Consider the following 21,002-nt stretch of genomic DNA (forward strand, 5'->3'; position numbering starts at 1 on the left):
GTACGGGGGCGGGGAGCCCGGCGGTCACTTGCGCAGCCCCAGGGAGACCAGATCCAGCTCGCCGACGTAGGCGATGTGGCCATAGGCGCCGCTGACATGAGGCCCGGTCAGGACAGCCGCCTTGTCCCACAGGAACGGTACGACCGGAGCGTCCCGCATGATCTGCCGGGCCAGTTCGCCGTAGGCCGTCGCGGCGGCCGCCGGATCCTTCATCCGGGCGATCGCGTCGATGCGGGAGTCGACCGCGGGGGAGTCGTACTGGGCGTGGTTGTTGTTGCCCTCGGGGGTGATCAGCCGGCTGTCGAACACGAGGGGCAGGTAGGTGGAGGCGCCGGGCCAGTCGGGCGTCCAGCCGTCGATCACCAGGTCGTGCTCCTGGGCGGTGTTCCCGACCGTGCTGTAGTACGCCGATGAACTGATCGCGTTGATGTTGACCTTGATCCCGGCCTTGGCCAGGGACGCCTGCACGGCCTCGCCCTGCGTCTGTCCGCCCGCGGTGGCCGGGGTGTCCAGCGTGAGGGTCAGACCCGAGGCGTGGCCCGCTTGGGCGAGCAGCACCTTGGCCTTGGCCGGATCGCCCTTGCCGCCCGGGCTCGGGAAGGGATCGTCCGGGACGGCGCCCGGCAGCGACGGCGGCAGCAGGGTGGTGGCCAGTTTGCCGGCGATCGGGCCGCCCCGAGCGGTGCGCAGGGCGTCCTTGTCCAGCGCGTAGGCGATCGCCTGCCGCACCCGGACATCGTCGAGCGGCTTGTGCCGGGTGTTGATGCTCAGGTAGCGCGTGTTGATCGACTCACCTGTCACAAGTCGTTTGCGCACCGCCGGGTTGGCCATCACCGGCCCGACCGAGGCCGGGCCGACCGGCGCGAAGGCGACGGCGTCCGCGTCCTGTCCCTGAGCGGCGATGAGCCGCTGGTCGACGACGGCCGGGTCGAGGTCGAGATCGATCACGACCTCGTCCGGCAGACCTTTGCGCACCGCGTCGGTGGCCGTGCTCCAGTGGGTGTTGCGGACCAGCGTGAGCCGCTTCTTGGGTTCGAATTCCCCGATCTTGTACGGACCGGACGAGAAGGGCCTGCTGTCGTAACGGACCCCGGTGTCCTTGTCCTGCGGAACCGGGGCGAAGATCGGCAGCGACACCGCCGAACCGAAGTCGGCCACCGGCCGGTTGAGCCTGAAGACGATCGTCCTGTCGTCCGGGGTCTCTATCGAGGCGAGCCCGTGCTTGTCCTTGTAGGGGCCCTGGTAACTCCGGCCTCCCGCAAGCCACATCCGTGCGTACGGCGGCCCTTCGGGGAGTTCCGCGGCGAACGTCCGCTCGACCCCGTACTTGATGTCACGGCTGGTGATGGGCCGCCCGTCCTCGAACTTGACCCCCGCCTTGAGTGTGAAGGTCCAGGTGCGGGCATCGGCGCTCGGGCGTCCGGTGTCCGTCGCCAGGTCCGGCACGATCTTTCCGCCGGCCGGCCCGGGTGCCGCCGCGTACGTCGTCAGCGTCCGGTAGATGAGGCGGCCTACGTCCTCGGAGGAGGTGACGTAGTTGCGGGCCGGGTCGAGGTGCTCCAGGTCGGTGCTGGAGAGCACGTGCAGGGTGCCTCCCTTGCTCGCGGGCCCGCCCTGCCCGTCGCCCCCGCCGGCTCTCCCGCAGCCGGCGAAGGCGACGAGCCCGAGGGCGGCGACCATGACCATCCCGGATCGTCGTGCTCTCACGATTGAGCTCCTATGTGATGTGACATTGCACAGCGGCTTGGGCCAAGGGTGGAGGTGGTCGGCTCCGACGACCAGCTCTCGGATCCCCAGAACATCGGGTTATGGACGCAGGGGGCGGTGCGGTCCGGCCCGGGACACGCGGCTCGGCCCACTACGCTGTTCGGTACAAGCTTTGCGTCATAAGCGCGGTCGGTTCCCGGCGCCTCGGCGGTCGGCTGGTCAGGGACGGTGCATGGGCTCTATGGACTATTACGATCTCGGCACGTACAGCCGCCCCGTGACGACGTCCTCGCCCGAGGCACAACTGTGGTTCGACCGCGGACTGGTGTGGACATACGCCTTCCATCACGAGGAAGCCGTCTCCTGCTTCGAAGCCGCCGCGGCGGCCGACCCCGGCTGTGCCATGGCGTACTGGGGCATCGCGTACGCACTCGGCCCCAACTACAACAAGCCGTGGGAGTTCTTCGACGAGCAGGAGCTCGCACGCACCGTCGAACGCACCCACGCCGCCGTGGAACTCGCCCACGAGAAGGCGGAAGCCGCCGCCACGCCCGTCGAGCGGGCCTTGATCGGCGCGTTGCGTGCCCGCTGTCCGCAGGCGGAGGCCGTCGACGACTGCTCCGTGTGGAATGCGCCGTACGCCGACAGCATGCGCGTCGTCCACGAACTCGCCCGGGACGACCTCGACATCACCGCCCTGTACGCCGACGCGCTGATGAACCTCACCCCCTGGCGGCTGTGGAACCTGCGCACCGGTGACCCGGCCGAAGGCGCCCGCACGCTTGAGGCCAAGGCCGTCCTGGACCGGGCGCTCGCGACGGATGCCGGGGCGGAACACCTCGGCATCCTGCACATGTACATCCACCTGATGGAGATGTCCCCGACACCCGAGGCTGCCCTGCCCGCCGCCGACCGGCTGCGCGGCCTGGTGCCCGACGCCGGTCATCTGCAGCACATGCCTTCACACATCGAGGTGCTCTGCGGCGACTACCGTCGCGTGGTGTCGGACAACGACGCCGCGATCGTCGCCGACGAGAAGTTCCGTGCACGGGCCGGAGCCATGAACTTCTACACGCTGTATCGGTCGCACAACTACCACTTCAAGATCTACGGAGCGATGTTCCTCGGCCGGTTCCGGACCGCGCTGGAGACCGCTGCCCAGTTGGAGGCGTCCATCCCCGAGCAGCTGCTGCGCGTGCAGAGCCCGCCCATGGCCGACTGGCTGGAAGGCTTCCTCGCCATGCGGGTCCATGTACTGATCCGCTTCGGCCGCTGGAGCGACATCCTGCGGATGCCCATGCCCGCCGACCCGGAGCTCTACAGCGTGAGCACGGCGATGCTGCACTACGCCCGAGGTGTCGCGTTCTCGGCCACCGGCCGGATTGCCGAGGCCGAGGCCGAACGCCGGCTGTTCGGCGAGGCGGTCGCCCGGGTCCCGGAGACGCGCATGTTGTTCAACAACACCTGTGCCGACATCCTGGCGATCGCGTCGGCGATGCTCGACGGCGAACTCGAATACCGCAAGGGCGACCATGACGCAGCCTTCGCCGCGCTCGAGCGGTCGATCGAACGGGATGACAACCTTCCCTACGACGAGCCATGGGGATGGATGCAGCCCACTCGGCACGCATACGGGGCCCTGCTCCTGGAACGGGGGCGCGTCGCGGAGGCCGAGGCGGTCTACCGGGCCGATCTGGGACTCGACGACACCCTTCCGCGCGCCGTGCAGCACCCCGGCAACGTCTGGTCCCTGCACGGCCTGCACGAGTGTCTGGTCCGGCTGGGCAAGGCGGGAGAGGCGCAGATCGTGGCCCAGCAGTTGAAGATTGCCCTCGCGATGGCGGACGTGCCGATCGAGGCGTCCTGCTTCTGCCGCCTCGACGCGGTCTCGGACACCGCCGGCGGGGGCGGTTGCTGCACGAGGGAACCCTGAGCCGTCAGGAGACGGCCGGGGGCGTCCGCCAGGAGGAGCGTGTTCGGCTCGCGGCCGCTGGGCCGGTCGAGGCGCGTGGCCACAGAGTTTTCACAAGAAGGGTTCCTAGGTTCTGCTGCGTGCAGCCGGGTGGGAGGGCCGGCACATCCAGTCACGCGACAGATCCGGGGGCGCCAGGTCATGCAGAAGTCGATGTGTCAGGAGCGTACGCTGGGCGACAGGTACGTGCTGCGCCGCCTGCTGGGCCGCGGCGGGATGGCCGAAGTGCACCTCGCTGACGACCTCATGCTCGCTCGCCGGGTTGCGGTGAAGATGCCGCGCGTCGACGTGCTGGACGAGACGGGCAGGGAACGGTTCGCCCGCGAGGCGCAGGCGGTTGCCTCCCTGAGTCATCCCGGGATCGTCGCGGTCTACGACGTCGGCGTGGAAATCGCTGACGGGCTTGAGTGTCCGTACATCGTCATGGAGTACGTCGCAGGCCATACGCTGCACCAATTGGTGCGCTCACGCCCGCTCAGGCCGGACCGGGCGCTACGCCTGACCGCTGGAGTGCTGGCCGCGTTGGCTCATGCCCATGAACGAGGCATCATCCACCGCGACATCAAACCCGCCAACGTGATGATCACTGCCGACGACTCGGTCAAAGTGATGGACTTCGGGATCGCCCGCAACGTCTTCATGCCCGGCACGACACTGACGCGGACGTCCATGGTCGTGGGCACCGCCGAGTACCTTTCGCCCGAACAGGCCCGCGGGCAGCAGCTCGACGCGCGGGCCGACCTGTACTCCACCGGCTGCCTGCTCTATGAGTTGCTGACCGGGCACCCTCCGTTCACCGGCGAGTCCCCGATGGCCATCGCCTATCAACACCTCGGAGACGAGCCCGAGCCACCCTCCGCCTGCACACCGCAGGCACCTCCGGTATGCGACAGCGTGGTTCTGACCGCCCTCGCCAAGGACCCCGACCACCGCTACGCCACGGCGTGGGAGATGCTGACCGCCCTTGACGGCCTTCGCAGAGAACTCGGTACGGCTGTGTCGCCTGGGCACCCTGCTCACCCGGACACCGCTGGCCCAGCCCCGATTCCCGCTGCACGAACGGCCGTCCTTTCCCCGGACACGGCCACTTCCGCCCACCGGACGACCCTCACCAGCAACCCCTGTCGGGACGCTACGGCCGCCGTCGCGACAACCGACGCCGCGAGTCAACCGTCTCCCCGCCGGCGTACGACCCGTCGTCGCCGCGCCGTCTTCGGAGTACTTCTGGCATCACTGCTGATCGCCGGGGCGGCGTGGGCCTCAGCGGGCTCCGGCTTCTTCCCGCACGCTTCCCGGGCGACGCCCTCCACCACGGTCGATCACACCATGCCTGTCCAGGTCCCCAACCTGATCGGCAGCCCACTTGCCCAGGCAAGGGCCGGCGCGCGAACCCACGGCCTGCACCTCGTGAACTCCGGCGCCGGAGAGTGCCCCGACGCCCCGCACCTGCCCGCGCGACACATCTGCAGCCAGACCCCCGAGCCCGGCACCCTGGCCGCACGGGGTAGCCACATCACGGTCCGGCTCTCCCCGGCGTCCAAGGAAACCCGGTAGCGGCCCATGGCCGGTGGACGTGGCGGGGCCCGGGAGTCGTATCCAGCTCCCGGGCCCCTGGGGATGCCACCCAATTGCGCACGCCGGCGGCGTTTAAGAGAACGGATCAGTCATCATGCCGTCGTGTTCTTCCTTTGAACTACCGCAGCAGGAAAGAGCTGCAGGCGAGAGTCGAACTCGCATCCGACGGCGTTCGTCCGCCCTCGATCGATCCGGCGATCGGCGGCGATGCTGAGACTGGAGCGAGAGTCTGAGATTGACCACGGTTGCCCGTGCCTTCAGGCTGAACTTCAGTGTCAGCTTGCGCTCATCGCGCGAACCGGTCCTCAATCCGGCCCGCGCCTGTTGCGCACCCCCGCGCTCGCACGCGGGGGCGATCATGGATGCTACCCGCGGCCGGCGTCAGCCGAGCAGGTAGCCGAACACCGCGTCGCCGACCCGCTGGTCGGTGACCTCGGCGGCGTTGGCCTCCTCGCGGGCGAACTTCACCGCCTGCTGGAGCTTCTCGACCCGGTCGACCAGCTCGTTCACCCGCCGCGCCGGGAGTGCTCCGGAGAACTTCACGGTCGTCCAGTACCCGATGGGCACGTCCTCGTAGTACACCTCGACCTGTGCCGGGTGCTTGTCGGTCGCCTCCGCCTTGACGTGGTTGCGCGGGACCTTCTTGGTGCGGATCGTGCGCACCGGGTCCGTCTTCCACCAGTCCGTGGAAGGGTCGTGCGACCAGGACTCCGCGGCGTCGAGCGTAGGGAGCTTCCTGACGAACGTGTGCAGGTCGGTGAGCTGCTTCTCCAGGAACAGGAGATAGCTGACCGGGACGTCGGTGACGATCGTCCGGCCGTCGACCGTGATGTCCGCGCGGGCCGCGCAGTTCGCCCAGTCCTTGGTGGCGGTCACATCGAAGAGCCGGGTGAGCGACGCGGACATCTCCCGCAGTACGTCCTCCGCCTGCACCTGTACCCGCGTGGACTCGGGCGGCAGCTGCTCGCCCTCCTCGTCCTTCGGCTGGTACGTACGCGAGATACCGGCCAGCAGGGCCGGCTTCTGCACCTTGTGGTGCGCCGCGGTGATGTCCTGGAGCGACTTGCTCTTGACACCCTTCTCGACAGCGATGATCTGGTTCAGCTTCGCCACTTCGGGCCCCCCTTCGAACAGGCAGAAACGTACCTCACCTGCTCGAACACCCGCACATCCTTTATCGCCTGCGGGATCCCTCCCGAGCCATCGCGCCCATCATCACCAACTTCCTTTCACGTACCGATCGTTGTCCGAACAGAAGGCTCTATGTTCCACTAATCTCCTTTCACCACAACGATCACCTGCTCCTGGGCGGGAGAGCATCCATGGGGGATCCGTGTGTGAGGACCTGGGGTTCGAAAGACTCCTCGGTACGGAGGGCTTCTTCGCGCGCCTGCTCGGGCGGTCGCCCTCGGGCGGCGGCCGGGAACCGCTGTACGGCCCCGACCTGCCCGTGGTGCTGCTCACCGGTGGCCCGGGCATGGGCAAGGGGCGGCTGCTGCGCGCGGTACGGGACCGTTTCGCCACCAAAGTGCCCGTGATCCATGTGGACTGCGGCTCACCGGTGTACGCGGACCGGGCGGCACCGGAGCCGGGCGCCCGCTCCGCCGCGACCGAGGCCCTGGTGGAGGCCGCCCGGCGGCTGGGCACCTGGCAGGGGACGGGCGGCTCGTTCGCCTTTCCCCGGCTCTTCGCGGGCCTCGCGATGATCGCGACCGGCGTCACGGAGGGCACCCCCGACGCGGTCGCGGCGGAGGTGGAACGGTACGGGGACTTACCGCAGAAGCAGCACCTCCGTGGCCTGGCCGCAGGCGACTTCTGGCGGGGTGCGCTGCGCGGAGCCCTGCGGAACCTGCTGACGACCCTGTCCGGGCAGACGCTCGACCCGTACTCGGCCTCGGTGGCCAACGCGTTGCTGGACGCCCTCTTCGCGAGCCTGGCGCCGCGGGGCCGTACGGAACTGGCGCGGATCTACGGCGCGTATCCCGGCGCGGCCGGTCAGCCCGAGCACGGGCTGCGCGACCTCGCCGCCGACTTCCAGACCGGCGGCGAGGAGCGGGAGTTGGCGGAGAGCTTCCTCTTCCGGGCGCTGCGCGAGGACCTGGAGGCGGCGTATGCGGGAGCGCTCGGCTGGCTGCGCCGGGTCGGCCGCCCGGCGGTGCTGCTGGACCGCGCCGAGTCGCCGCTGGGGGAGCAGCTGTTGCGCGCCGTGCTCACCGACCGCCGGGGCGGGCAGCGCGACCGCGTGGTGATCGTGGGCACGGCGCGCCGGGCGGACGGCGGCGCCTTCCTGTACGGGGGACTGCCGCCGCAGGAGGTGCCGTCCCCGGCGGAGTTCCGGCCCGCCGACGGCGTGCCGCCCGCGTGGTCCCGGCGTACGGACTCGCCCGCGGAGCGGGCACCGCTGGCCGACGGGGTGCTCCTGCTGCGGATGCCGCTGCTCACCGGCGACCAGCTCTGCCTGGAGACCGAGCGCAGACAGCGGCGCGCGGAGCCGGAGGGCGGCACGAACCGCCGTCGTATCGACGCCGCCGTGGCCCGGCTGAGCGGCGGACGGCCGCACACGGTGATCCGGCTGGCCGCCGCTGCCGCCGCCTTCCGGATGCCGGCGGACGCCAATGACCGGGACATCCTGGACGCCCCGCTGCGACTCCCCGGCAGTGGGGACTCCGAGCGGCCGGTGGCGGACGTACTGCTGCGAGAACTGATCCTGGAGCAGCTGCCGGTACGGCTGCCGGCCGAGCACCACGACCAGTGGCTCGATCTGCTCACCCATCTGTCGGTGGCACACGACGCGGAGTGCGCGGACGTCCTGCTCCGCCATCATCAGTCGGACCGCGTCCACCGTCTGACGGCGCATCAGGTGGCGCAGCTGCTGACCGACACCGGGTGGCCCGGCTGCGAGCGGCACTTCATAGGGGACTTCGGGCTGCGTCAGCTGCTGGTGCACCGGCTGTACGGGCTGCGCCCCGATGGCGCCGCCTGGTACGCCGACCACCACCTGCTGCGGGACCACTTCACCGGACGCGTGGCGCAGGAGGGGGCGTCGAGCGGCGGGGCGTTCCGCTCGGTCATGGCGCACCGGATGAACCACCACCTGGTGTCCGGCGGCGTGGACGACGTGGTCCGTCACCTGGCCGCCACGCTGCCCGGCCGTCCGCAGGAGTGGTGCGCGGAGCTGCTGGAGATCGCGCAGGCACCGTATCCGGGTGGCGCGGACACCCGCCGGGAGCGCGCCCAGGGACTGGTGGCGGTGGACGGACCGGCGCTGCGCCGCACCGTCGACCAGCTGCTGCACGCGGTGTGGCTGTGCGAGGAGCGGACCAGGCCGACCGGAAGGGAGACCGCCCGCACCCTCGCCAAGCTGCTGGACCTGCTCTCGATCATGGAGTTCGACGGCGCCGGGCAGCTCGGCAGGACGGCCACCGACTGGAGCGGCCTCGCGGAGAACGAGCAGCCGCTGCTGCGCTGCGCCTGCACCGATCAGCTCGGGCGAAGGAGGTAACGGCGTGCCCAGATGGCAGAAGATCCTCTACACGCTGGTGGTGACGGCGGCGGTCGTGGCCGGGAGCCTGTTCGGCTGGTCCGTCCTCAGCAGGCCGGACACCTGCGCCGAGGGGGTCGAACGGATCGACGGCGAGTGCATCGGGGTCAACGGAGCGGGCTACGACTTCGGCACACCGGAGATCGGCGACGTGGCCCGGGCCATCGCCCAGGAGAACGCGAAGATCGCAGGTCAGCCCCATGTGACGGTGGCGATGATGCTGCCGCTTCACTCGGACGTGGCGGCGGCGCGGCGGGAGATGCGCAGCGATCTGCAGGGGGCGTATCTGGGACAGCTGGAGGCCAATGAGGGCGAGGGGGAGCCGCCGAGGATCCGGCTGGTGCTGGCCAACCCCGGGCGGGACTACGGCCACCAGTCGAACGTCGTGGACACCTTGGTGCGCATGGCCGACTCGCCCAAGGACCAGCTGCGCGCCGTCACGGGATTCAACCTCAGCCTCGATGCCACGGAGGCCGCCGTCAGACGGCTGACGGACCACAGGATTCCGGTGCTCGCCTCCCGGATCACCGGAGACCGGATCGCGAACCAGGACGGGGCGGACGGGATGGCGAAGCCGCAGTTCCCCGGCCTGGCCCGGATCATCCCCACCAATCACGACGTGGCCCAGGCACTGGCCAACTTCAACGGCGCACAGGGCCGCGAGAACCGCAGGACGGTGCTGGTCTACGACAGGCGCCCGGACAGCTACGACGAGTCGTTGGCGAAGGCGTTCAGCGGGATCAAGGAGACGGGGCCGCCCGGTCCCGACGCGATGCCCTACACCTCCCCGGCGATCGACGAACCGGGCTCGACCGGCAACCAGTTCACCCAGATCGCCAACAACATCTGCGACTCCGAGGCCGACACGGTCTACTTCGCGGGGCGTACGCTCCATCTGCGACTGTTCGCGCTGAAGCTCGCTCAGATGGACTGCACCAACCGGCACTACACCATCATCAGCGGCTCCGACGCCGCCTCGCTGCGACAGAACATGACGGACCAGGACTGGGCACAGCTGCGCGGCGCGGACGGCAAGGCGAAGGTGACCGTCCAGTACGCCGCTCCCGCGCATCCGGACGCCTGGGGTGCCGAACTGGCCACCTGGACCCAGCAGTTCCGGACGACCCACCACCGCAAGCCCACCGAGGACGAACTCCCCCAGTACCTCACCGAGCCCCGTGCTGCCCTGGACAACCTGAACAGACTGATGCAGAGCACCCTCCACCAGGGGACGAAACTCGGCTCCACCCCCAACCTGGAGGACTCCCGGACGATGCTCGTGTACGACGGCCTGGTCACCATCGGCACGGCACTGCACCAGGTACAGAGCGGCGACGCGGAGAAGGTGCCCGGCCTGGAAGACGTGGGCGGCGAATGGCCGCAACTCCAGTCCCGGCACCGGGTGCAGGGCACGAGCGGCCTGATCTGCCTGACCAGCGGCGGAAACCCGTACGACAAACCGGTCGCGGTGGTCGAGCTGGACCCGGGCCGGCAGGGCCCGGGCAGGCTCCGGTTCGTCGGCCTCGGCTGGCCCACCGGCCAGGAACAACCGAAGAACTGCGTCATCCCCAGCCGAACCCCCTGAGAAGACCGAACCGGCATGCCTCATCTCCCGGACTGGACGCCTGTGCTGGGCTTCGGGGCTCTGGCACTGGTGGCCGGCGTGACGGGAGTCGTGCTGATGCGGCTCGGGCACGGAGCCATCGTGGCCGTCCAGCTGGCGCTCCGCGCCATTCTGACGGGCTGTGCGCCGGCCACCTGGCCCTGACCGACTGCTGGGTCGTCGGCACGCCGGAGGCACGCCGGGCTTGATCCCTGTCTCCCCCCACCGCCGGCCGCACCCCCGTGACGGCCGGCAGTGGGGAAAGTGCCCGGCAAACGAGGCGGCATCACTATGTCTCTATTGAATGGGCAATTGCAACCCGCTTATTTCGCTTCTCATCTCGCGAGAAATTTAAGGTTGAACTTTCTTGCTGAGCGAGAAATGGGCCGCTGTTTCTCACCTTGCGAGAAAGATGCATAGGGCACGATACCCAAGTCAGGGGCGTGACAGGGATGTCCTAGCCTGTCGTGGGTACAGGTCCGGCCTTGCATCGATAGGAGTGCTGTGCGCGCCATTGTCATGAGGGAATTCGGCGGCCCTGAGGTCTTGCGACTGGAAGAGGTCCCCGACCCCGAGCCCGCACGCGGAGAAAACCTGCTGGATGTGCGGCTGGCGGGTGTCAACTACGCGGATGTCCATGTCCGGGGCAACACCTACCTCGCGCCGGTCGAGCTGCCCTACGTCCCCGGCAACGAGGTCGTCGGCACCACGGCGGACGGCAAGCGCGTCGTGGCGCTGACCCGGGGCGGCGGCTACGCCCAGAAGGTGTCCGTTCACCGCAGGCTGCAATGGGAGGTTCCCGACGAGGTCACCGACGAACAGGCGGTGCCGCTGGCCCTGCAGGGGAACAGCGCGTACCACCTCCTCTTCACGGTCGCCCAGATCACCAAGGGGCAGATCGTCGTCATCCCCGCCGCGGCCGGCGGCGTCGGCACACTGGCCGTTCAGCTGGCGCACCGGGCCGGCGCCCGGGTCATCGCGCTCGCCGGCACGGAGGAGAAGCGCCGGCTGGCCCTGGAGCTGGGGGCGACGGCTGCCGTCGACTCCTGTGCCGAGGACGGCCTGACCGAGCGGATCCTCGATGCGGCGGGCGGCCCGGTACACGCCGCGCTGGAGATGACCGGCGGCACGACGCTGCAGCAGACCCTCGACGCGGTCGGCCCGCGCGGCAGGCTCGTCGTGTACGGATTCGCCGGCGGGCAGCTCGCCGACGTCCCCGTGCACACCCTGCTCCAGAAGTCCATCACCGTCGCCGGCTTCTGGCTCCCGCACCTGTACTCCGACCGGACGCTCCCGCTGGCCGCGTCCATGAGGCAGCTCTTCGACGCCGTGGCCAACGGCTCGCTCAAGATCGTGACCGGCGGGGTGCACCCGCTCGCCGACGCGGCGAAGGTGCACGAGATGCTCAACAGTCGTACGGGAACGGGCAAGTTCAGTCTCGACCCCACCACGTAATAGTCTTGTACCCCCGTACGAGGTGGTACCGGCGACCGGGTACCACCGAAGCCCAGGAGGACGGGCACGGGCGCACTGAAGGGGGTACGGGCTGATGAGTGGACAGCGTGGAACCGGGACCAGCTACGCCGACCGCTTCATGCGGGTGCAGCAGGCGTTCATCACGCTGGGCCCCGGTGCCCACCGGCTGTCCGAGATCGCCAAGACCGCCGATCTCGACGACTCCACCACCGGCCGCATGCTCACCGCCGGGACCTACAACAACACCTTCGTCCGTATCGACCGAGGCCTGTACCAGCTCGGCAGCACGGTCGGCGACCTCGGGCTCCACGCCCTCGCCGAGGACAACCTCTCCGGCAGCGAGGCCACCGAGGTCCTGCAGAGCCTGCGCAGGGCGACCGACAACGGCCTGGTCTTCCTGTACATGAGAGCCCCCTTCGGCATAGCGGGCCGACAGTGCCTGGACATGGCGGTGGGGGACTCCGACCTCGTCGAGCTCGGCATGACACCGCGCGACGTCCTGTCGGTCACGCGGTCGCTGCGCACCGGCGCCTCGGGCCGGACGATCCTCGCCTTCCTGCCCGAACAGATCCAGCGGCGGGTGGCCGCCGATCCCGTCCCGGAGGAAGCCGGTCCCGGCGTCATCCGGGAGGGCGACGAGCTGCTCGCCTCGCTCGTCGACATCCGCGACCAGGGGTACGCCCTCGGGTACCAGGAGTGCATGGCGAAGTGGAACTCCGTCGCCGCCCCCGTCCTGTGGGACGGATCGATATGGGGCGCGGTCCTGTTGCTCAAGCCCATGGACGTCATGCCCCAGGCTCCGCTGCACTACATCTACGCCACCATCACGGCGGCCGCCGGTCTCAGCCGACTCGGCGGAGCCTGGCCGGCCGACTGATCATCCACCGCACACCGCGTGTGGCGTAGCCTTCCGCCCGGTACTGGCGCATGTGCGCGAAGTACTCGTGGTTCTTGGGGAGTTGCTCCACCTGCGAACGCCGGCCCGGGAACTCTCGGGCCTGCCCCGGCAGTCCGGGATGGTCCGGGCAGTCCGGGACGGTCCGGCTGGGCTGGTTCCCCAGCGCCGGTGCCGTCCTGGTGCCCCGGGCCCCGGCCGCGCTGCCTCGGACGGACCCCGGTCTGCAGGTCATCGGCCGAGCGGGCGGCACCCCGGCGCTGGTGTGCCCTCTGCGGGTCGGCAGCCTGTACCTGGCGCTGCTCGCCTCCGCCCCGGCGTTGCGGCCACCGGCCACCGTGTCGCCCCCGCTGAAGCTGCAGACGCTGACGGAACGTGCGCTGCGGCTGGCGGTGCCCGTCGGCCCCCTCTGGCCCGCGGCGACTTCGTCGACGTGGCCGATCTGCGCGGGCAGCGCTGGATCGCCGACTCCTCCTCGGGGGAGCGCCGCGTGATGGGGGTGTGGCCCGGCCTGGACGGGCGGCCAGATCGCGCACATGGCCTGTGACTGGCCGGCCAAGCTCCAGCTGGTTGCCGCCGGTTGTGGGCTGACCACCGTACCGGAGGTCTTCACCGCCGTGGCGCTCTCCGGGCGCCGGGCGGACATGAGCACACCGCTCCCCACCCGAAGGGCCGGAAGCGGTGCGGGCCGGCAGGTGACTACACCTGTTCGGCCGTGCTCGGTACCGGTGCCAGGGAGGTGTCGGACGCGGAGGACTGTGCGGGCAGGGTCAGGCAGCGGGTCAGGCCGGCGCTCACCAGGTAGAGGCCGGCGAAGATCCACATCACGCCCTGGACGCCGAGCGGACCGAGGAAGAGGGCGACGACGGCCGGGCCGACGAACGTGCTGGCGCCCGCGCCGAGATTGAGCGCCGACATCGCCTGGCCCTTGTGCTCCGGCGCCAGTGAGGGCATCAGCGCGGACAGCGGCACATAGCCGGCGAGTGTGGCGCCGAAGAGGCTCACCAGCACCATGGCGAGGGCGAAGTTGTCGCCGGCGGCCACGGTGCCGTAGTACAGCAGGAGTGTGGTGACCGCGCAGCCCACGCCGCCGAACCAGGTGACGGTGCGCTGCCAGCCCAGGCGGTCGCCGACGAGGCCGAAGAGCAGGTTGAAGAAGATGTTGGTGGCGAACATCGCCGCCAGCAGCCGTAGCCATTCGGTCAGGGAGAAGCCCAGCGTGTCGGTGAAGAAGACCGGCAGAAAGACCAGGAAGCCGAACTGTGCCGCGGTGTTGATGGTGCGGACCACCGCGCCGACGCCGATGCGCGGGTTGCGCCAGACGATGGAGAGCGAGCCGAGCAGGGTGGCCACCGGACGCTCGCCGCTGGGCGCCAGCCGGTTCCGGCCCGTCGGCTCGCGCACCAGAAGCAGGGCGATCAGACCGCCCGCGACGACCAGGACCAGCGCGAACCACAGGGTGCGATACGTGCCCAGCCACGGCACCGTGAAGCTGGCGACCAGTGAGCCGAGCGTGGGCAGCCCGCCGGTGAACGCGAACCAGAACCAGCCCACGGCCGAGTCGAGCCGGTGGCGGGGGGTCACCGCCGTCACCCAGACCAGGAAGCCGTAGGCGAAGAGCGGATAGCCGAAGCCGCGCAGGCCGTAGCTGATCGCCAGCAGCCAGTAGTGGTGCGTCGGGACCGCGAGGCCGAGGAAGACCACCTGCAGGGCGGCCCAGATGCCGAGGCCCAGCATCATCACGCGGCGCGGACCCCACAGGTCGGAGAGGGCTCCGGAGAACCACGCGGAGATGCTCGCCGTGACGCCGTACACGGTGAACAGCAGCGCCACGCGTTCCCTGGAGATGCCCTCGTGCAGCAGGTAGGGCGAGAGGAATCCCGATTCGACGCCGTCACCGATCATGAAGATCAGGACACCGAGAAATCCCCAGGAAAGGGCCTTCGGAATACCTGTGCGGTCCGGGAATCCGCGGGGCTCGGGTTTCGCGGCTGCGGAATGGGGATTCGGGGGGACGGTCACGGCGGCCACCTTCTTGCGGAAATGGGGAGCGGAGTGCCGTACGGCGTGGCACAGATGAAAAGTCCGCTCCGGGGCGGGGTCAATCCGTCGGGGGAAAGACCTCGCGAGCCGTGTGGCCCGTGGCGTTAAGTTGTCGTTCCGGCGGTGCGCAGGGGATCCGGGGTTGAGCGCGTCGTCCCTGATCAGAGCGTTGTGCGGAGTGCGGTGTGCTGCGGCGCGCCGCGTGAGAACCGTGTGATGTTCACGTGGCGGCGTGCGGCCGGAGCTCTCCGGAGGTGGCGGAGACCGTGCGTACCTGGACGCCGTTGTCGCGCAGCCGCCGTACCTCGCCGGCCGGGGCCGCGTCGTCGACGAGCACCAGGTCGAAGTCGCTGAGCGGGGCGAGCGCGTAGAGGCCCTGCTGGGCGAACTTGGTGTGGTCGATGATCAGTACGCGGCGCGCGGCGGCCGCCATCATCGCCCGTTTGACCTGCACCGTCTCGGGCGACATGTGATAGCAGCGGCCTTGGGTCACGGCCGTGGTGGACATGAACAGCACATCCGCCCGGAACGCCTCCACGCTCTGCGCCGTGTGCACGCCCATGAAGGCGTCGTACGCCGGGAAATAGGTGCCGCCCAGCCCGATCAGGGCCACACCGGGTTCGCGGGCCAGGGCCGAGATCACCGGCAGCGCATTGCTGATCGCCGTGATGGGGGTGTGATCGGACAGATGCCGGATGAGATTCAGACAGGTCGTGGAGTCGTCGATCATCACGACCTGCCCGGGTGCCAGTTCCTCGGCGGCGGCCCGCGCCAGCAGCTGCTTCGTCTGCACCATCGTCGTCAGACGTTCGCCCGCGCTGCCGTGGAACTGCGTCGAGGGCAGACAGCTCGCCCCGCCGCGCACCTTCCGCAGCCACCCCTGCGCCTGAAGGGCGTCCAGGTCCCGGTGGATGGTCATGATGCTGACGCCGAACGTGTCGGCGAGGTCGGCGGTACGGACGAACCCCTTGCCCATAACGAGCTCGCGCAGCTGATGACGACGCTCCTCCTGGGCGTCCGTCCGGGCGTCCGAACCGGCCATGGCAGCCGCTCCCTTCCGGGTGAGAAGAGCCTCGTGTGCCTCGTGAGAATCCCACATGAACGTAACACGGTGAAGGCGGTCCGTGACCTGGCCCGTGTCGGTGCGAGCGGCACGCGAGCGGGGGTGGTCGCCCGGTCCGGCAGGGAATTTAACACGGCCCGGAGGTCCGGCCGCGGGATAATTCGCACGGCTGATTGACGGTCCCCCCGGATCCGCGTTCCCCTATTTCTGCGAGCCGCAGGGGGCCGGACATTTCGATCCGGCAGGTCCGGTCCGTGGGCGCGGCCTTGGTGAAAGGGCAGGGATTGCAGTCATGTCGGTTCTCACCATCGACGTCGGAACCTCGGTCATCAAATCCGTCGTGTTCGACGACCAGGGTCAGGAGCTGGCGGTCGCCCGCATCGGCACAGAGGTGCTGCGGCCCCGTCCCGGATGGGCGGAGCAGGACATGGACGCCGTGTGGAACGGCGTCGTCTTCACCGTCCGCAGCGCCCTGTCCCAGCTCGGCACCGACCAGGACCCGGTCTGGCTGGTGAGCTTCACCGCACAGGGCGACGGCTGCTGGCTCGTGGACGGCGACGGCCGCCCCACCGGCCCGGCGATCCTGTGGTCCGACGGGCGCGCCGGCGACCTGCTCACCCGCTGGCAGGCCGACGGCGTCCTGGAGCGCGCGTTCCGCCGCAACGGCTCCCTCACCTGCAGCGGCATGCCGAACGCCGTGCTCAGCTGGCTCGCCGAGCACGACCCGGAGCGCCTGCGCCGCGCCCGTACCGCCCTTACGGCGGCCGGCTGGCTGTTCCTGAAGTTCACCGGAGTCAGCGCCGTCGACGAGTCCGACGCCTCGGCGCCCTTCCTCGACCACACCACCGGCGGCTACGACCCCGTGATCCTCGACCTCTTCGCGATGAAGTGGGCCGAGCCGCTGCTGCCGCGGATCCTCGGCGAGCACGAGCGCATCGCCGAGATCACCCGGCACACCGCCGCCGAACTCGGCCTGCCCGCCGGCCTGCCCGTCGTCATGGCCCCCTACGACATCGCCGCCACCGCCCGCGGCGCCGGAGCCGTCAACCCCGGACAGGCCTGCGCCATCCTCGGCACCACCCTGTGCACCGAGATCGTCACCCGCGCGCCGGACACCGGCGGAGAGCCGTGCGGCATCAACATCGCCTACCGCGGTCGCGAACGCATCCTGCGCGCCTTCCCGACCCTCTCCGGCACCGAAGTCCTGGACTGGGCCTGCCGCACCCTGTCCGTCGAGGACCCCGCCCAGCTCGGCAGGCTCGCCTTCGGCACCGAACCGGGCGCGGGCGGGCTGGCGTTCCTGCCGTACCTCTCGCCCGCAGGCGAGCGCGCTCCCTTCCTCGACCCGCACGCCCGCGGCGCCTTCTGGGGCCTGTCCCTCGACCACACCCCCGCCCATGTCGCCCGTGCCGTCTTCGAGGGCCTGTCCCTCGTCGTCCGCGACTGCCTGACCGCGTCCGCCACCGAGGTCCATGAACTGCGCCTGTGCGGCGGCGGATCCGCCAGCGACGACTGGTGCCGGCTCATCGCGGACGTCACCGGCGTGCCGACGGCACGCAGCGCCGACACGGAGCTGGGCGCCAAGGGGGCGTTCCTGACCGGTCTCGTCCTCACCGGGGCGGAGCGCAGCATGCACAGCGCCGCCGCCAAGTACGTCCGCATGCGCGCGAGTTGGGAACCGGACGCCGAACGCGCCGCGTTCTACGACGGGCTCTACGACACGTACCGCACCTGGCGGGACACCGCCCGCTCCCTCGGCTGGGCACCCACACCCGCACCCATACCCGCACCGGCAGTCGCACCTGCACCGGTGGCTCCGGCGGCCGCGGCCTCCGCCTCGGCGCCCGCTGCTGTACCGTCCGCCACTTCCGGCCGCACCCCTGAGGCACCGCATGTCTGACGCCCTGTCACCCGACGCCGTCCACCTCGGACTCGACCTCGGCACCCAGAGCGCCCGCGCGGTCGCCGTGGACGGCACCGGCCGGCTGCTCGGGGCCGCCGCACGTCCGCTGACCGGACGCCGCGACGGCGTACGGCACGAACAGGACCCCGAGCAGTGGTGGTCCGCGCTCGCCGCCGCCTGCCGCGAGGCCCTGACCGGTATCGACCCGCACCGGGTGCGGGGCCTGGCCGTGGACGCCACCTCCGGGACCGTGCTCCTGGCCGACGCGGCGGGTACCCCCCTCACCCCGGGGCTCATGTACGACGACCGCCGGGCCGACGCCCACACCGACCGCGTCAACACGCGCGGCGGACGGGTGTGGCAGAAGCTCGGCTACCGCGCCATGCAGCCGTCCTGGGCGTTGCCCAAACTGCTCTGGCTGCTGGACGACCCGACCCGGCCGGGCGACAGGGACGGTTCCCGTCCGGGCGGCAAGGGTCTTCCCGCGGGCACCCGTCTGCTGCACCAGGCCGACCTGATCACCTGGCGGCTGGCCGGGCACCAGGTCGCGAGCGACGCCAGCCACGCCCTGAAGACCGGCTACGACCTGATCGCCGAACGCTGGCCCGAGGCCGAACTCGACGCGCTCGGCGTCCCCGGTGCCCTGCTGCCCGACGTCGTACGGCCCGGAACGGTCATCGGCACCGTGTGCGCCGACGCCGCGGAGGCGACCGGCATCCCCGTCGGCACCCTCATCACCGCGGGCATGACCGACGGTTGCGCGGCACAGATCGGAGCCGGTGCGCTCACGCCCGGCGCCTGGAACTCCGTACTCGGCACGACCCTGGTGTTCAAGGGGGCGAGCCCCCACCTCGTCCGCGATCCCGGTGGCGTCGTGTACTGCCACCGCGGCCCCGGCGGCGCCTGGCTGCCCGGCGGCGCCTCCAGCAGCGGCGCCGGCGTCCTCGCCCACCGCTTCCCCGGCGTGCGCCCCGCCGGCCTCGACGCGCTGACCGCGCGCGCCGCCGCGACCGGCTCCTCCGCCGTCGTCTACCCGCTGGTGGGCTCGGGCGGCGAACGCTTCCCGTTCCGTGCCCCCGAGGCCGAGCCCTTCGTCCTCGGCGAACCCTCGGGCGAAGCGGAGGAGTTCCACGCCTGCCTGCTGGGCGTGGCACTGGTGGAACGGCTCTGCTTCGACTATCTCGACCACCTCGGCGCCCCCGTCGACGGCCCGCTCACCTTCACCGGCGGCGGCGCCCGCAACCGCTACTGGTCGCAGCTGCGCGCCGATGTGCTGGGCCGCACCGCCCGGCTGCCGGAGCAGTCCGAGAGCGCCCTCGGCATGGCGGTGCTCGCCGCCACCGCCTCGGGTGCCACGCTGGAGGAGGCCGCGGGCGGCATGGTGCGGCTGCGCGAGGAACTCCGCCCCGACCCCGCCCGTACCGCCCGCATGCTCCCCGTCTACCTCGATTTCGTCGACGCGCTGGCCCGCCGCGGCTGGCTGGACCAGTCCGTGGCCGACCATGCGCGCGGAAAGGCCCAGCAGTGACCGACTTCGTCCTCGTCCGCCATGGCGAGACCGTGTGGCACGCGGACAACCGCTACGCCGGCCGCACCGACGTGCCGCTCACCGAACTCGGCCGCCGACAGGCCGCCGAACTGGGCGCCTGGGCCGCCGGGCAGCGCCTGGACGCCGTGCTCTGCTCACCGCTGTCCCGGGCCCGGCTGACCGCCGAGCCCGCGGCGTCTGCGCTCGGCCTCACCCCCTGGGTCGACGACCGCCTGTACGAGGTGGACTTCGGCCGCGGCGACGGTCTCACCCGCGCCGAGATGGCCGAGGAGTTCCCCGAGGCGCTGGCCGCCTTCCTCGCCGATCCGGTCGCCCACCACCTGCCCGGCGGAGAACATCCCGCCGCCGCGGCGGACCGCGCGGTCGACTGTCTGGAGGAGACCGCGCACAAACTCCCCGACGGGCGCGTCCTCGTCGTGGCCCACTCCACCCTGCTGCGCCTCGTGCTGTGCAAGCTCCTCGGCATTCCCCTCGCGCGCTACCGCCAGGTCTTCCCCGCCCTGCACAACGGCGCGCTGACCGAACTGCGGCTGCGCGACGGTCAGGCGTCCCTGCTCCGCCTCAACGCACCCGTTCGCTGATCCTTCGCTCTCCGGGAGATCCACCGTGCCCACCACCGTCCTCGCCGCCGGCGACCACTTCGTCCTGCCCCGGCTTCTCGAACAGGAACTGCGCGTCGCGACGCCCGCCGGCACCGACCTGGACATCCGGCAGCTCCAACTCCCCTGGCCGCACACCCCGTTCGGCAAGGTCGCCGAGGTCGACGAGGCGTCCGGCACGGAGGAGGAGCTGATCGAGGCGCTGCGGGGCGTGCGGATCTGCGTCACCCAGATGGCGCCCCTCACCGAACGCGTGCTGGCGGCCTGTCCCGACCTGGAGCTGTACTGCGTCAGCCGGGGCGGACCGGTCAACGCCAACCTGGAGGCCGCGACGCGCCATGGCGTCGCCGTCTGCTACGCCCCCGGCCGCAACGCCGTGGCCACGGCCGAGCACACCCTCGCGCTCATCCTCGCCGCCGCCCGCGGCATCGGCGACGTCCACACCGACCTCAAGCGGGGCACCTGGCGGGGCGACTACTACGACTACGACCGCTGTGGCGTGGAGATCGACGGCTCGGTGGTCGGTCTGGTCGGCTTCGGCGCCATCGGCTCGCGCGTCGCCCGCGTCCTGAACGCCATGGGAGCCACGGTCCTCGTCCACGACCCGTACGTACGGCCCGAGGCGGTGCGGGATGTCGCGCAACTCGTGTCCCTGGACGAGCTGTTGAGCCGCTCCCGGATCGTCTCGCTGCACGCGCGGGTGACGGACGAGACCCGCGGCATGATCGGGCAGGCCCAGATCGAGGCCATGCCGCAGGGCTCCGTCCTCGTCAACTGCGCCCGCGGCGCGCTGGTCGACTACGACGCGGTGTGCGACGCGCTGGACTCGGGGCGTCTGGCCGCCGCCGGCTTCGACGTGTTCCCCGTCGAACCGGTACCGGCCGGCTCGCGCTTGCTGTCCACCCCGGGCGTCGTCCTCACCCCGCACATCGCCGGCGCGAGCCGCGAGGTCGCCCACAAGGCCGCCCGGATCGTCGCCGCCGAGGTCGGCCGCTTCCTGCGCGGCGAGCCGCTGGCCCACTGCGCCAACCCCGAGGTCTGAAACGGGACGGCCGGCAGCCACCTCTCGGTGGTGA

The 21,002-nt window shown here is 70.7% G+C and carries 15 protein-coding genes and 1 pseudogene; 12 read left to right on the forward strand and 4 right to left on the reverse strand.

Annotated features, from left to right (window positions below; translation table 11 throughout):
- Positions 1–24: 24 nt before the first annotated feature.
- Positions 25–1,707 (reverse strand): ABC transporter substrate-binding protein, encoded by a 1,683-nt coding sequence (locus tag AB5L52_RS39330; protein WP_369368061.1) that lies wholly within the window; start codon positions 1,705–1,707, stop codon positions 25–27.
- Between the two features lie 241 nt (positions 1,708–1,948).
- On the opposite strand from AB5L52_RS39330, the gene AB5L52_RS39335 reads away from it, so the two are divergent.
- Together AB5L52_RS39335 and AB5L52_RS39340 are read left to right on the forward strand one after the other, a co-directional pair.
- On the forward strand, positions 1,949–3,640 hold the full coding sequence (locus AB5L52_RS39335) for a tetratricopeptide repeat protein (protein WP_369368062.1): 1,692 nt from the start codon (positions 1,949–1,951) through the stop codon (positions 3,638–3,640).
- 192 nt (positions 3,641–3,832) lie between these two features.
- Positions 3,833–5,233, forward strand: coding sequence for a protein kinase (locus AB5L52_RS39340; protein WP_369368063.1), 1,401 nt, complete (start codon positions 3,833–3,835; stop codon positions 5,231–5,233).
- 402 nt (positions 5,234–5,635) lie between these two features.
- On the opposite strand, the gene AB5L52_RS39345 is transcribed toward AB5L52_RS39340, so the two are convergent.
- Complete coding sequence (locus AB5L52_RS39345) at positions 5,636–6,367, reverse strand: hypothetical protein (protein WP_351018981.1); 732 nt, start codon at positions 6,365–6,367, stop codon at positions 5,636–5,638.
- Positions 6,368–6,587: 220 nt separating this feature from the next.
- On the opposite strand from AB5L52_RS39345, the gene AB5L52_RS39350 reads away from it, so the two are divergent.
- From AB5L52_RS39350 to AB5L52_RS39375, 6 genes and pseudogenes are all read left to right on the forward strand, one after another.
- On the forward strand, positions 6,588–8,756 hold the full coding sequence (locus AB5L52_RS39350) for a hypothetical protein (protein ID WP_369368064.1): 2,169 nt from the start codon (positions 6,588–6,590) through the stop codon (positions 8,754–8,756).
- A gap of 4 nt (positions 8,757–8,760) precedes the next feature.
- Complete coding sequence (locus tag AB5L52_RS39355; protein WP_351018976.1) at positions 8,761–10,380, forward strand: amino acid ABC transporter substrate-binding protein; 1,620 nt, start codon at positions 8,761–8,763, stop codon at positions 10,378–10,380.
- A gap of 15 nt (positions 10,381–10,395) precedes the next feature.
- Positions 10,396–10,563 carry a hypothetical protein gene (locus AB5L52_RS39360; protein WP_351018973.1) on the forward strand — a complete coding sequence of 56 codons (168 nt, stop codon included), beginning with the start codon at positions 10,396–10,398 and terminating at the stop codon, positions 10,561–10,563.
- Between the two features lie 381 nt (positions 10,564–10,944).
- Positions 10,945–11,853, forward strand: a complete 909-nt coding sequence (locus tag AB5L52_RS39365) for a zinc-binding alcohol dehydrogenase family protein (RefSeq protein WP_369368065.1) — start codon at positions 10,945–10,947, stop codon at positions 11,851–11,853.
- Between the two features lie 94 nt (positions 11,854–11,947).
- Positions 11,948–12,751 carry an IclR family transcriptional regulator C-terminal domain-containing protein gene (locus AB5L52_RS39370; protein WP_369368066.1) on the forward strand — a complete coding sequence of 268 codons (804 nt, stop codon included), beginning with the start codon at positions 11,948–11,950 and terminating at the stop codon, positions 12,749–12,751.
- A 103-nt stretch (positions 12,752–12,854) separates the two neighbouring features.
- A pseudogene (locus AB5L52_RS39375) lies at positions 12,855–13,371 on the forward strand (LysR substrate-binding domain-containing protein); the annotation flags it as partial.
- A gap of 97 nt (positions 13,372–13,468) precedes the next feature.
- Here AB5L52_RS39375 and AB5L52_RS39380 read toward each other — a convergent pair.
- Both AB5L52_RS39380 and AB5L52_RS39385 read right to left on the reverse strand, forming a co-directional pair.
- Complete coding sequence (locus tag AB5L52_RS39380; protein ID WP_369368067.1) at positions 13,469–14,800, reverse strand: MFS transporter; 1,332 nt, start codon at positions 14,798–14,800, stop codon at positions 13,469–13,471.
- Between the two features lie 232 nt (positions 14,801–15,032).
- Positions 15,033–15,854: a DeoR/GlpR family DNA-binding transcription regulator gene (locus AB5L52_RS39385; protein WP_351018963.1), complete on the reverse strand. Its 822-nt coding sequence runs from the start codon at positions 15,852–15,854 to the stop codon at positions 15,033–15,035.
- 313 nt (positions 15,855–16,167) lie between these two features.
- Here AB5L52_RS39385 and AB5L52_RS39390 point away from each other — a divergent pair, with 313 nt between their 5' ends.
- The 4 genes from AB5L52_RS39390 to AB5L52_RS39405 are packed head-to-tail and all read left to right on the forward strand — an operon-like array spanning position 16,168 to position 20,968.
- Positions 16,168–17,775 carry an FGGY-family carbohydrate kinase gene (locus AB5L52_RS39390; RefSeq protein ID WP_369368068.1) on the forward strand — a complete coding sequence of 536 codons (1,608 nt, stop codon included), beginning with the start codon at positions 16,168–16,170 and terminating at the stop codon, positions 17,773–17,775.
- Positions 17,768–19,306, forward strand: a complete 1,539-nt coding sequence (locus AB5L52_RS39395; protein ID WP_369368069.1) for an FGGY-family carbohydrate kinase — start codon at positions 17,768–17,770, stop codon at positions 19,304–19,306. The genes AB5L52_RS39390 and AB5L52_RS39395 overlap by 8 nt, the downstream gene beginning before the upstream one ends.
- Entirely contained in the window at positions 19,303–19,908 is a 606-nt protein-coding gene (locus AB5L52_RS39400; RefSeq protein WP_369368070.1) for a histidine phosphatase family protein, read from the forward strand. The genes AB5L52_RS39395 and AB5L52_RS39400 overlap by 4 nt, the downstream gene beginning before the upstream one ends.
- 25 nt (positions 19,909–19,933) lie before the next feature.
- A complete protein-coding gene (locus tag AB5L52_RS39405) occupies positions 19,934–20,968 on the forward strand; it encodes a 2-hydroxyacid dehydrogenase (protein ID WP_351018953.1) in 1,035 nt (344 codons plus the stop codon).
- Positions 20,969–21,002 lie beyond the last annotated feature (34 nt).

The sequence above is a fragment of the Streptomyces sp. CG4 genome, assembly GCF_041080655.1.
GTDB lineage: Bacteria > Actinomycetota > Actinomycetes > Streptomycetales > Streptomycetaceae > Streptomyces.